12 protein-coding genes and 7 tRNA genes are annotated in these 11,601 nt (G+C 47.6%); 3 read left to right on the top strand and 16 right to left on the bottom strand.

The features are described 5' to 3' along the window. Positions 1-116: 116 nt before the first annotated feature. From MHN33_RS07170 to dnaQ, 12 genes are all read right to left on the bottom strand, one after another. Positions 117-347 (bottom strand): hypothetical protein, encoded by a 231-nt coding sequence (locus tag MHN33_RS07170; RefSeq protein ID WP_239397310.1) that lies wholly within the window; start codon positions 345-347, stop codon positions 117-119. Positions 348-574: 227 nt separating this feature from the next. After that, positions 575-1,339 (bottom strand): transporter substrate-binding domain-containing protein, encoded by a 765-nt coding sequence (locus tag MHN33_RS07165; protein ID WP_239397309.1) that lies wholly within the window; start codon positions 1,337-1,339, stop codon positions 575-577. A 244-nt stretch (positions 1,340-1,583) separates the two neighbouring features. Further along, positions 1,584-2,300 (bottom strand): hypothetical protein, encoded by a 717-nt coding sequence (locus tag MHN33_RS07160; protein ID WP_239397308.1) that lies wholly within the window; start codon positions 2,298-2,300, stop codon positions 1,584-1,586. Positions 2,301-3,088: 788 nt separating this feature from the next. Beyond that, positions 3,089-3,165 (bottom strand) — tRNA-Asp (locus tag MHN33_RS07155). 32 nt (positions 3,166-3,197) lie between these two features. Continuing rightward, positions 3,198-3,274 (bottom strand) — tRNA-Asp (locus tag MHN33_RS07150). A 37-nt stretch (positions 3,275-3,311) separates the two neighbouring features. Beyond that, positions 3,312-3,388 (bottom strand) — tRNA-Asp (locus tag MHN33_RS07145). Between the two features lie 87 nt (positions 3,389-3,475). After that, positions 3,476-3,552, bottom strand: a tRNA-Asp gene (locus MHN33_RS07140). 35 nt (positions 3,553-3,587) lie between these two features. Then, positions 3,588-3,664 (bottom strand) — tRNA-Asp (locus MHN33_RS07135). A 27-nt stretch (positions 3,665-3,691) separates the two neighbouring features. Continuing rightward, a tRNA-Asp gene (locus tag MHN33_RS07130) sits at positions 3,692-3,768 on the bottom strand. A 27-nt stretch (positions 3,769-3,795) separates the two neighbouring features. Then, positions 3,796-3,872: transfer RNA gene (locus tag MHN33_RS07125), tRNA-Asp, on the bottom strand. 107 nt (positions 3,873-3,979) lie between these two features. Then, positions 3,980-5,326 carry a TIGR03503 family protein gene (locus MHN33_RS07120; RefSeq protein WP_239397307.1) on the bottom strand — a complete coding sequence of 449 codons (1,347 nt, stop codon included), beginning with the start codon at positions 5,324-5,326 and terminating at the stop codon, positions 3,980-3,982. A gap of 85 nt (positions 5,327-5,411) precedes the next feature. After that, complete coding sequence (gene dnaQ, locus MHN33_RS07115; RefSeq protein WP_239397306.1) at positions 5,412-6,122, bottom strand: DNA polymerase III subunit epsilon; 711 nt, start codon at positions 6,120-6,122, stop codon at positions 5,412-5,414. Between the two features lie 69 nt (positions 6,123-6,191). Here dnaQ and rnhA point away from each other — a divergent pair, with 69 nt between their 5' ends. After that, positions 6,192-6,659, top strand: a complete 468-nt coding sequence (rnhA, locus tag MHN33_RS07110) for a ribonuclease HI (RefSeq protein WP_239397305.1) — start codon at positions 6,192-6,194, stop codon at positions 6,657-6,659. A 4-nt stretch (positions 6,660-6,663) separates the two neighbouring features. Here the strand turns inward: rnhA and MHN33_RS07105 are convergent, their stop codons facing one another. Further along, entirely contained in the window at positions 6,664-7,416 is a 753-nt protein-coding gene (locus MHN33_RS07105; RefSeq protein WP_239397304.1) for a methyltransferase domain-containing protein, read from the bottom strand. Between the two features lie 51 nt (positions 7,417-7,467). Between MHN33_RS07105 and gloB the strand changes: the two genes are divergently transcribed. Then, positions 7,468-8,247 carry a hydroxyacylglutathione hydrolase gene (gloB, locus tag MHN33_RS07100; protein WP_239397303.1) on the top strand — a complete coding sequence of 260 codons (780 nt, stop codon included), beginning with the start codon at positions 7,468-7,470 and terminating at the stop codon, positions 8,245-8,247. 103 nt (positions 8,248-8,350) lie between these two features. Further along, a complete protein-coding gene (locus MHN33_RS07095; RefSeq protein WP_239397302.1) occupies positions 8,351-9,913 on the top strand; it encodes a LysM peptidoglycan-binding domain-containing protein in 1,563 nt (520 codons plus the stop codon). A gap of 62 nt (positions 9,914-9,975) precedes the next feature. On the opposite strand, the gene MHN33_RS07090 is transcribed toward MHN33_RS07095, so the two are convergent. From MHN33_RS07090 to MHN33_RS07080, 3 genes are read right to left on the bottom strand one after another with little or no spacing between them, the layout of a single operon-like run. Beyond that, positions 9,976-10,419: a flavodoxin domain-containing protein gene (locus tag MHN33_RS07090; protein ID WP_239397301.1), complete on the bottom strand. Its 444-nt coding sequence runs from the start codon at positions 10,417-10,419 to the stop codon at positions 9,976-9,978. Next, entirely contained in the window at positions 10,419-11,153 is a 735-nt protein-coding gene (truC, locus tag MHN33_RS07085) for a tRNA pseudouridine(65) synthase TruC (protein WP_239397300.1), read from the bottom strand. The genes MHN33_RS07090 and truC overlap by 1 nt, the downstream gene beginning before the upstream one ends. Then, complete coding sequence (locus tag MHN33_RS07080) at positions 11,147-11,470, bottom strand: YqcC family protein (protein WP_239397299.1); 324 nt, start codon at positions 11,468-11,470, stop codon at positions 11,147-11,149. The genes truC and MHN33_RS07080 overlap by 7 nt, the downstream gene beginning before the upstream one ends. Positions 11,471-11,601: the final 131 nt, after the last annotated feature.

The raw sequence follows: 11,601 nt of genomic DNA, 5'->3' as shown, positions 1-11,601 counted from the left end.
TCGAATGATGATCCTGCTGCGTTTGTTATGTGCCGATAAAATCATTTCGGGAATTAAATCTGTTGCGAAGCTTCCCATTTGAGCAATGACTTACACATGGCGTTACTCAATTGCACTTAACATAGGGTGGTTTCGCAACACCCTGTACCTTGGTAGGTATAATGATGAGGGTTACAATTATCAATCCATGCTTTAGTGTAGCAATCATTACTATTGCAATATTGAGCCGTTTCACATACATAATCAGAATGTGCACCACCAGCGACAGCGGGCGTTGCTGCATTAGGAAGCTTTTTGCTGTCCGAACTGAGCGATTTGATGCTTTTCTTCTTAAGATTTAACTTCATTTTGATTTCCTTTTGCTTACAAAAAACTGATCAAAAAGTAACACAGCAACACTTTATTACAACACCTTAAATAAAATAATGAATATATTAATAAAATATATCTTACTCTTAAAGTGTCCCTAATAAGTAATCAGATAAAATTTGAGTTTACGTTGCTTTCAACGCTCCGGCTCCGCTCTTGTCAAAGACAACAAAGAATTTTTGCTAATTTGACCTTAGCCAAATTATTAACGCTTTGGTACAAACTCCCCCCGCAATAGCCGTTGCCATTGACGCTCGAACTCACCTGACGCTTTGAGTGTTTCCAGGCCAGCATTAAAGCGTGTTCGCAAAGCCGCGCTGCCCTTTAATGATTTGGGTAACAACACATGTGCCCGGTATTCTAAAAACGGTATTGGATGCGCCCGGATTTTATCTACGTGTAAAGATGGAAAATGTTCAATGAGTAGACTTTGCATTGCGATATCACTCAACAAGATCAAGTCGACACGGTCGTTCAGCAACATATTTAGATTAAGTCGGTCATTGCTGACCATGATCACATCCAGATCGCCTGCTTCCATTGCCTTGCGAAACTCAGGCACATATTCATACCCTAAAATCGCACCAATGCGATAAGGCTTAAGGTCATCTATGGTTTGCCACTGCGGCAAAGGTGTATCGGCACGAAAATAAAGCAACAGCTGACCCCGGTAAAGCTCATCGCTGCAATAAAAGTGCTGCTGATATTCGTGTTCGCAAACCCAGTAAGACGCCATATCATATTGCCCTTGCTGAGCAGCCTGAAAACTGCGCTTCCAGGGCAAATAGACAAATTCGGCCTCCAGGCCTTCTCTTGCAAGCGCCTGGCGAATGAGATGATTAACAAAACCATCGTCAACAAGTTGGCTGCCGGTAAATGGCGGGTATTCACCGGTTGCGATACGAATGGGCACAGTAGCATGCACCAGTGTCCACCCAAACAGCATCAATAAAAACAAGGTCCAGTGCATTTTGCTTCACGACAATAAACTAAGCCTTGCTGATACTATAGATGTACCTGACTGATCTCGCTATGTGGCTTGTCAGACTGAAACAACAAAGCACAAGGGCTTTTAATACCGACCTAGAGTGATTGGCTAGTATTTGTGAGCGTGAGCAATACCAACGTGACCGTGGTTAGTAGCTCAATCACGGATGCAACTTTATGTGGGAACACCAATGGAGGACATTGTGCATATTACTAAAATATTTTTATTAAATTACAAGAGGTTGTACATTCCAGCCATTATGATGGCCTTCTCGATAACGGTCATATACAAAAAGGTCCCTTTTAGTTCCCTCTGGCAATGTAATCTTAGGTATGTAGTACGTTGTAAAATCACTATTTTTCAGGTTAATACTAAGATGCTGATTAACTAGAGAAGAGAGTGTGTTACTTCCCCGAAACAAACTAAATGGTCCATACTTAGCACAAAACATAGCTACATTTGCGGCAATTGCATCCATCACATTCTCTAGTATAGCTACATTAAATGAAGTAGCACGATCATGCTTAGTCTTATTATATGCATCATACCATGGCAGTGATCTCGTGGGATTAGCTACTGCCCAGTTTGAAAATGGTTGAAATTTCCTCAAGCAACTATAATTTTTAAAAGCTATTTCAAACTCATTTAGGCATGCTTTGGGTAATAGTTTAACGTAATCTTTTGTAGTATACATCCGACCATTTTCTGGCTGTATGCTGGCTTTTTTAAACAATGAAACCCAAGAGTTTTCAACCTCAGTACATGCTAAAATTAAAAGCTCTCTACTTTTGTGACCATAGGAATTTAAACCATTGATATCAGGTTCTACGTATAAAAGTATATCGTCTAACTTCTCTATAAGTACTCTCAATGCTTGCTCAGCAGATCTTTTTTCAAAAGGGTCTATATCAAGAGCTTTCTCAATATCCTCATCGTAGTACAACGAAGGGCGTCATATACCTTGAATTGAACTCCCGATAGGTAAGGACATACTTTTTATACCCTCAGCGCCAAATACTCTAGTAACCCATTCATTTAAAGTACCTGACTTCGCTTCAATAACTGTAAGCCCAACAGAAATTGTATTTAGACTTTTTTCCTTGCCATAGAAATGAACAAAATGAGTATCTGTTTCATATGCGTACCCGACTGGATGACGTTCATGCGTGTTACTTACCCAGTTGGGTATATTCGTACATGTATTCCTGTAATAAATGCCGTTCATTATACCCTCTGCTGCGATTTGGCAACCGCTCATTTCTTCCCTTCCAAAATATCGGAAAAAAACGAAAAATGGACTATAAAACAATGACTTTATCGTCTCATGGAATAAATTCTAAGTAAATAACTGGTAGTAGATTATTATTACATCAATGCACGAAGAGCCACACGCCAATACAAACAACCCCCTATAAAGTCCCATTTTGCTAACTTTTGGCTAGGGGTAAGAGATAACACGTACCTGTACTGTTGTGCTACTTCACCACTGAAATAAAAAAGCAACTTGTTGGGACTTTTAGCACGAGAGTCACCCAACCCTTTTGCATAATATGTTGAAGCGCAATAGCTATGATAAGTTTAATAGTGCAAGCAAATCGACATTAAAGATTTCTAATTTAGAGTCTTATAAAAGGCTTTGGTTTGAACCAGACGTACATTTAAAAATTATAATTTTAGTAGGAAATCTGAATTAGTATAACCAGGAGGGGTTTTACTGAACTTTATAAAAAGTGGCGGAGTGGACGGGACTCGAACCCGCGACCCCCGGCGTGACAGGCCGGTATTCTAACCAACTGAACTACCACTCCGCAGTGGTATGACTTTTTATGCTTATATCAAATGGCGGAGTGGACGGGACTCGAACCCGCGACCCCCGGCGTGACAGGCCGGTATTCTAACCAACTGAACTACCACTCCGCAGAGATATAATGCAATTTTTTACTCGTTAAAATGTTGGCGGAGTGGACGGGACTCGAACCCGCGACCCCCGGCGTGACAGGCCGGTATTCTAACCAACTGAACTACCACTCCACGAGTAAATAACGATGTTAATGACGTCGTTTTGTCATAAACTCAGATTACATTGAATCTGATAATCCAAACTAAACCCTGGCTAGATGGCGGAGTGGACGGGACTCGAACCCGCGACCCCCGGCGTGACAGGCCGGTATTCTAACCAACTGAACTACCACTCCACGATGGTTTAGCTCGGTGTACTTCTTAAAGATGTTGGCGGAGTGGACGGGACTCGAACCCGCGACCCCCGGCGTGACAGGCCGGTATTCTAACCAACTGAACTACCACTCCAAAGAAGTACGGCACAGGATAAGCGATTGGCGGAGTGGACGGGACTCGAACCCGCGACCCCCGGCGTGACAGGCCGGTATTCTAACCAACTGAACTACCACTCCAGCGTGCGCTTATAGAGAAAAAGTAAGTGGCGGAGTGGACGGGACTCGAACCCGCGACCCCCGGCGTGACAGGCCGGTATTCTAACCAACTGAACTACCACTCCGCAGCATCTTGTTCTCTTGCTGTTCAGGTGTGCTCCCTGACAGCGGCGTGAATAATACGAATGCCCCCCTTAAGAGTCAACACCTTTTTTGAAAAAATCGGGGATTTTTAGTCATCCGACATCGAAAGGTTCAAAATATCAGCTGATTTATCATTTTTTGAACTCTGTTTGCCCGAGTTTTCTTTATCCTGTTCTAACTCTTCCAAATCTAACTGCTTTTTCTTACCGACTAAGGGCAAGCTTATTTTGATCTTGATGGGCTTTTTCTGTACAAAAATACGCACAGCCAGCCAACCCAGAAGTAAAATTAACAAATTTCCCACCACCACGATGGCTACGATTGCGCCAGTACTGAGCCCAGGCTCAGGTTCCGGCACCGTGACCGTGCGTTGGGTTGGTCGCTCTGATTCGGGCAATTCAGGCACCTTTTCAATGGGCCGCTCTATTTCAAAGTTATAATCCGGCAGGCGCGCCATAAATTCACGGCCATTGATGTTTTCGCCAAAGGCTGACAGCTCCACACTATATCTTCCCCAGTCATAATTCTTAATGGCCAGCTGCCGGTATAAACGTTCTTCCCCATTGAGGGTAAACATTTGCTCTTCACCATTGGGATATAAAATCTTGCCCTGGAAGATCACGGTTGCGGGCTTCACCACCTCTGAGGCCAGCCGGATAGTCAGCTGGTGCTCAAATTCTTCCGGCCCGGCCAGCATCAAGTCAAAAGAAAAGGGCGGTTCTGCAATAATGATGGGCTCTTTCACTACACGGCGCTTGAGAATGGGGGTTTCTATGAAGAACTCAGGTTGCCACTCGCCGGCTGGGAAGTTGAGCCGGAATTCGCCGGTAAAGATGCCATCAAGCGGACGCTCATCAAACTCACGGCCATCATCTTTAAACTCGGCCACACTCTGTGTGCCCGCACCAAAGTTAGCATATTGATCATTATTGGTACTGACAAACTCCACATAGAGGGTGACCACATCGCGGAAATAACCAATGTCGACAGGCAGGCCATCATTGGTCACTTGCCCCTGGATTTTCAGCATTTCACCGCGAAAGATCAGCGGCGGTAAGGGGTCGACCTGTAATTCAATGTCACCTAATACCATCACCCGGCTGTCCTGGCGGATCTGACCTAACACCTGCCAGGGGCCGGGCATAGGATCCGTCACTATTACCAGGTCATAACTTATTTCGTCATACCATTCGAGTTTTTCATCACCAATGGCGTGTGTGGCGTAATACTTGCTGCCATCGGGTTTAACCAGCACCACAGCGGGTGTTCCGGGTGCACGAAAAAACAACAGAGTAATTTTCTTTACATTGTGGTCAATGCGAAAGCGGTTATCCAGCAGTGGGATTTCATTGATTTTACCGTCTCGCTCAAGCAGCGTAATTTGCGGTGTTTCGGCCATCGTCATCGCGCTGAAAAACGCGCTATATAATAACATCAATCCTGCTAAGCCGATCCGCATGTTATCTTACCCCATATAAATTAATCGTTCTCTTTGACACTGACTTTGAGCCTGGCAGCCGTTATTGCTGCCACAAACTCTGACCACTGGCTTTGTTGACCAGCTCCATGCGCGCTTCATGAGCGTCCAGCTCATCGGCACTCGCCATCACCACTTTTAGCGGCGGACGCTCGGCACTTAACCGACGGATTGTGCCACCACTGCCCTGCTGGGCCTGTTCATTATGCTGCGCCAGATTAAGCTTCTTCTGACCGCCCGTCATGGCCAGATAAACATCCGACAGGATCTCGGAATCCAGCAATGCGCCGTGCAGTGTACGCTTAGAGTTATCTATATCATAACGACGACACAAGGCATCAAGGCTATTCTTCTGACCTGGATGCAAATTGCGCGCCATTACCAGCGTATCGAGGACCTCACACACATCATGGGTTTTTGCAAACCCCTGGTTTAGCATAGCAAACTCATGGTCCATAAAGCCGACGTCAAACGGGGCATTGTGGATCACCAGCTCAGCGCCCTGAATATAGTCATAAAATTCCCGGGCAATCTGATGGAAAAACGGCTTGTCTCGCAAAAACTCGTTGGTGATCCCGTGAACGTCTATGGCTTCTTCTTCAATACCACGCTGTGGGTTGATATATACGTGAAAATTATTGCCGGTCAGACGACGATTCACTAATTCCACACACCCGATCTCAATGATCCTGTGACCTTCTTTGGGGTCGATGCCCGTGGTTTCTGTATCCAGTACTATTTGTCTTTTATGCATATCGTCGATTGCCTAACTTTGCTATGGTTAGCGTCTATTGGAGTATTTTACATAAAAACAGGCGAATTCGTGCAAAAATCCGTAGAGATCTATACCGACGGCTCCTGCTTAGGCAATCCAGGACCCGGCGGCTATGGTGTGTACCTCAGTTATCAGGGCCATGAAAAAACCCTCAGCGCCGGATATCGGCTCACCACTAACAACCGCATGGAGATGCTGGCAGCCATTGTCGCTCTAGAAACCCTCAAGCGCCCCTGCCAGATAATTTTGTATACCGACAGCCAGTATGTGAAACAGGGCATTGAATCCTGGCTGGCAAACTGGAAAAAACGGAACTGGAAAACCGCCGCCAAAAAACCGGTTAAAAATGTCGACTTATGGCAACGCCTGGATGCTGCCGTGCAGCGTCATACCATTGAATGGCGCTGGGTCAAGGGACATGCTGGTAATAAGTACAACGAACTGGTTGATGATCTGGCCCGCGACGCCGCCGGTGGCAACGACCTGTTGGAAGATACCGGCTACCAGAGCGAATAGCCGTCTAACCTTGTTCCTGGTTGCGGCTGTGTTTCAGTCGCGCCCCTTTTACTGCTGGCGTCCATTTGGGACGGGCATGCCATTTGGGCTTAATCGGCGTTAAAGGCGCAACCCGTTTTCGGGCCACCAGCAAATAGACACTACCCATGGGCTTCATATAATGTCGACAAAAGCGTCGCCAGGGCGCAAAACGTGATAAACGTGAGCCTCTTGCCAGTGAAGCATGGACAAAGCGCTCATCAGCAAGAATTTCAAAGCCCAGCAGATCCAGCCAATCCTTAACCCGGGATGGCGTAAAAAAGCGCCCGGACCAGGGTAGCTTTTCTTTGCTAAAAGGCAACAGGTGTGCCAAACCACACAAGCTAAATGGATTAAACCCACTGATCACGATATAGCCACCCGGGATCAGCGTACGATGTGCCTCCCGCAAGATATGATGGGGGTCAGAATGATATTCCAGACACTGACTGAGAATGCAGGCGTCTACACTATGTTCGTAGAAAGGCAACTCGTCAATTTCAGCCAATACCCCGACATGTTCTCCCTCAGGTGCAACACAGATCTGATGGCTGATAGGGCTTTGTGAAGTGTTCAGCTGGCCGCTCAGGCAGCCCAGTTTGAGCATATGGTAACCAAACATGCGTGGTAACCAGCTAGCCATTCGCCGCTCAATGCCTGCACGCACATAGTCACCATGTGGAAAATCCTGCCACTGATAGGGTTTGGGCCCTTGCTGAAAACTTAGAGCTGGTTTCATGATATGTACTCGCTATACTAGTTACACCTTCACTTTATAGAGCAATGAGTTATGGCGCAAGTCGCAGTGCAGATCCACCCCATCAAGGCCTTCAGTGACAATTATATCTGGGCAATATGTCCGCCAGATAGCAATCTGATGTGGGTTGTTGACCCGGGGCAAAGTGAGCCTGTCATTAAATTCGCCACGGCACAGCAGAAGCAGTTAGCGGGGATCCTGGTTACACACCATCACTGGGATCATACCGATGGTATCGCCTCTTTGTGCGCACACTATGGTGAGCTGCCGGTATATGGTCCGCAAAATACGCCCTTTAATGGCATCACACACCCTTTGAATGACGGTGATAGGGTGACCATTGCCGGGCTGGATTTTACCATTGCTCATACACCCGGGCACACGCTGGATCACATCTGCTACCTGACCCCTGAGCTGGCATTTACCGGCGATACTCTGTTCAGCGCAGGCTGTGGCCGCTTGTTTGAGGGCAGCCCGCAGCAAATGTGGCAGTCATTACAACAACTATCCCAGTTGCCCCCGCAATGCCAAATTTACTGCACACATGAATACACTCAGGCCAACCTGGCGTTTGCCGCAGCAGTAGAGCCAGAGAATGAAGACATAACCCAGTGGCAGCAATGGGGCGAGCAACAACGCATACAAACGCAGCCGACACTCCCCACCACTATTGCACGTGAGTTGAGCATCAACCCTTTTGTGCGGGCAAGCCTGCCTCACATGCTGGACACTATGCCGACCGACATGCAGACCGAGTGCAGTGAAGACTGGCAAAAGTTTGCCGCGCTTAGAAAGTGGAAGGATAATTTTTAGGCACTGCTTTAATTTTTGCAACGAAACAGTTAACATTGACGGGTTTTAGCTGTGGATTTTTCTGCGGCACCGTACCCTGACCATGGATCAATGACCGAGTTTTATGAAAAAGCCTCTCTTGCTGCTGTTAGTATCAGCACTGCTGAGCGGCTGTCAAACCACGTTCGACAGCCCGACAATTGAACAAGCCGAACAACTGGATCATGCCAGTCCGGCCGAGATCAGCGACACTCTGATGAGTGCCATTCAGGAACCCGTGGAAGCCGATGAGCCGCCACCGGTGTTTGACGACGTTTGGGAGCGGATCCGCTATCAGCTGTCTATTGATGTGCCGCAAAACCGTCCTGTGGTCGCCGAGCGCAACTATTATCAGCGCCACCAGGCGTATCTGGATCGTATTTCAAAACGCGCCGAGCCTTATCTTTACTATATTGTTGAAGAAGTAGAGAAACGCGAAATGCCGATTGAAATTGCCCTGCTGCCAATCGTAGAAAGTGCCTTCGATCCGTTCGGGTATTCTCACCGCAGCGCATCTGGAATTTGGCAATTTATGCCACAAACCGGCGAGCGCTTCGACCTCAAGCAAAACTGGTGGTACGACGGTCGTCGCGACATCGTTCAGTCAACCCGCGCGGCGCTGGACTATCTCACTTACCTGCATAAAACTCTGGAAGGCGACTGGCTCAATGCCATTGCCGCTTATAACTCTGGAGAAGGCCGACTGCTCAAGGCCATTCGTAAGAATCGTAAAAAGCACTTGCCCACTGATTTCTGGTCTTTGGACCTGCCACGCGAAACCACCGCCTATGTGCCTAAGCTGCTGGCATTGTCTGATCTGTTGAAACGTCAGGACGAGTTCAGTGTTAAGTGGAATAAGATCATCAACGCACAGGTCGTTGATACCGTCGAAGTGGGTTCGCAAATCGATTTGGCACTCGCAGCCGAAATGGCCGATATGTCACTCACTGAACTATATCGCCTGAACCCAGGCTTTAACCGCTGGGCAACCGATCCGAACGGTCCACACACCTTGTTACTGCCGGCAGATAAAATAGACATATTCCAGACTCGCCTGGCTAATACGCCAGTCAAAGATCGTCTGCGCTGGCAATACTACACGGTCGCCCGTGGTGATAGCCTGTCTGTCATAGCCAGGAAGTTTTCGACCAGCACCAGTGCGATTCGCTCGCTTAACAAACTGGATTCACACATGATCCGGGTTGGCCAAAAGCTGCTGGTTCCACTGAGCGATGGCGAGTTGCAAAGTGAACATTTACCGGATGCGGTACGCAGTGCAGCGAACAAGGCTACGCGCAGCAAGAAAACCCATACGGTTACCAGCGGAGATACCTTATGGGATATCAGCCGTGAATATGACGTTACTGTGGCGCAGCTTGCTAAATGGAACAAACTGAAGGCCAATGCCGTACTGAAGCTCGGGCAGAAGCTCACCATTTATCAGAGTCAGACAACCTCTCAGCCCGTCGCGAATACCACGGAGCGCACCATTACCTACAAGGTTCGCAAAGGGGATTCTCTGGCACGGATCGCGGCCAAGTTCAACCTGACCGTCAGTGAAATTGTGAAGTGGAATAAGCTTGCTGGTCAGAAATATCTTCAGCCAGGCCAGAAGTTAAAACTGACTGTTGATGTGAAAAGCTCATAGCCTATTTAGATATAGAAAAGCCGCTGACATCAGCGGCTTTTATACTACTCATCGTGAACTCATCAAAAATGTTGCAGCCACTTTTGCAGCCAGGGGGCTACCGCTTCATAGGGCTCAAAGTGTTCGCACGCGTCTACATCCAGCCGAGGTTCGGTCACTGTGGCGTTGAGCTCCTGGATCAAGGCGTCTATCTGGCGTCCAGCACCACAAAAGGTGTCACCGTAACTACTGTCACCCAGGGCAACAACCCCTACGGTTTTCCCCGTCAGCATGGGAAACTGACTTTGCATTTGCAATATTAAAGGTAGCAGATTTTCCGGGATATCGCCTTGTCCGGTAGTCGAGGAAATAAACAGTAAGTTTTCTGCAGATTTCACCTGCTCCAGAGTCAGCGGCTCAGCAATGGTTGCGCTGTGACCTTGCTGCTCAATGTCTTTTTTAACCTCTGCTGCCAGATTCTCAGCGTTGCCAAATACCGAGCCAACAAAAAGTGTAAATGATGCCATTATTGGTAGTCCTTTTCGGTGTCTGGCCAGCCCAGCTGTTTGCACAGGTTCAACATTTCTTCTCCCAGACTGGCGCGAATAGTGATGGGTTGTTGACTATAAGGATGCAAAAACTTCAGCTCAGTTGCAAACAACATCAGGCGGCGAATGCCAAAATGATCCTGAAAAAAATGGTTCTGCTTGTTATCTCCGTGATTAACATCCCCAATAATAGGATGATTAAGATGGTTCAGATGACGCCGGATCTGGTGTTTACGGCCCGTTTTAGGAAAGCACTCCACCAAAGAATAGCGAATGCTGGGGTATTTACCCAGCGGGATATTCAGCGTTGCCTGGTGCAAACAATTGAACTGAGTCTGTGCTTCCTGAGGGGCTTTATCCTGATCCGCGAATTTGTCGGCAATCTTATCCAACTGTTCTTTCAGAGGTTTATCGACATAGACGTCTGCTGGTGCGAAGCCACGGACCAAAGCCAGATAACGCTTTTGCACGCTCCCGTCGATAAACACCTGATTCATATCGCGCGCGGCCTCTGAGCTCAGTGCAAACAGCAGAACACCCGAAGTGGGACGGTCAAGCCGGTGGACAGGGAAGACATGCTGCCCCAGTTGATCTCTGAGCATCTGCATCGCAAACTGCGTCTCACGCTTGTCTAAATACGAGCGATGAACCAGCAAACCCGATGGCTTATTGATGGCCACATAGTGCTCATCCTGATAAACGATTTCTAACATGGGGCCGACTCCGAAACAGCCGCGTCTAAACGTTGCAGTACACTCAGTAATACAGCTAACTGTGGGTGCTGTGCAAGACTGACTTCTGCCATAGGGGCAATGGCCATATTGGCTGGCAAGGCTGCGTCGCTTTGTATTAGTGCACGCATCTTAACGATAAAAACAAACTGCAACCACTGCTCTAAACGTAATGTATCGCAACAAAATGGCTGCACAGACAATAACGCCTGCGCCGGGACTGGCTCCGCCTGCCAAAGCTCAGCCTCGCGCAGCGTGTGCTCCAGCTCATCGAGCAAATGCCATAGAGGGTGATCCATAGTGCTTCCTCACACAAATACAAAAACCCCATTATACCCCATCAAACCCGGGCGTTTGTATCTTTATGGTCACCCTTATCAGTGACCAAGAATAACGTTATAATCGCGCCTCAACGCAATAAAGTGAGATG

The organism is Pseudoalteromonas sp. OOF1S-7 (assembly GCF_022347765.1).
Lineage (GTDB): Bacteria > Pseudomonadota > Gammaproteobacteria > Enterobacterales > Alteromonadaceae > Pseudoalteromonas.
The sequence above is the reverse complement of the archived record's forward strand: the minus strand, read 5'-3'. Positions and strand labels throughout refer to the sequence as shown.

Excerpts from the sequence above, each read along its gene's own strand:
- dnaQ (WP_239397306.1), bottom strand. The coding sequence starts at position 6,122 with ATGCATAAAAGACAAATAGTACTGGATACAGAAACCACGGGCATCGAC.
- MHN33_RS07080 (WP_239397299.1), bottom strand. The coding sequence starts at position 11,470 with ATGGATCACCCTCTATGGCATTTGCTCGATGAGCTGGAGCACACGCTG.
- gloB (WP_239397303.1), top strand. The coding sequence starts at position 7,468 with ATGGCGCAAGTCGCAGTGCAGATCCACCCCATCAAGGCCTTCAGTGAC.
- MHN33_RS07105 (WP_239397304.1), bottom strand. The coding sequence starts at position 7,416 with ATGAAACCAGCTCTAAGTTTTCAGCAAGGGCCCAAACCCTATCAGTGG.
- MHN33_RS07170 (WP_239397310.1), bottom strand. The coding sequence starts at position 347 with ATGAAGTTAAATCTTAAGAAGAAAAGCATCAAATCGCTCAGTTCGGAC.
- MHN33_RS07120 (WP_239397307.1), bottom strand. The coding sequence starts at position 5,326 with ATGTTATTATATAGCGCGTTTTTCAGCGCGATGACGATGGCCGAAACA.
- MHN33_RS07090 (WP_239397301.1), bottom strand. The coding sequence starts at position 10,419 with ATGGCATCATTTACACTTTTTGTTGGCTCGGTATTTGGCAACGCTGAG.
- truC (WP_239397300.1), bottom strand. The coding sequence starts at position 11,153 with ATGTTAGAAATCGTTTATCAGGATGAGCACTATGTGGCCATCAATAAG.
- MHN33_RS07095 (WP_239397302.1), top strand. The coding sequence starts at position 8,351 with ATGAAAAAGCCTCTCTTGCTGCTGTTAGTATCAGCACTGCTGAGCGGC.
- MHN33_RS07165 (WP_239397309.1), bottom strand. The coding sequence starts at position 1,339 with ATGCACTGGACCTTGTTTTTATTGATGCTGTTTGGGTGGACACTGGTG.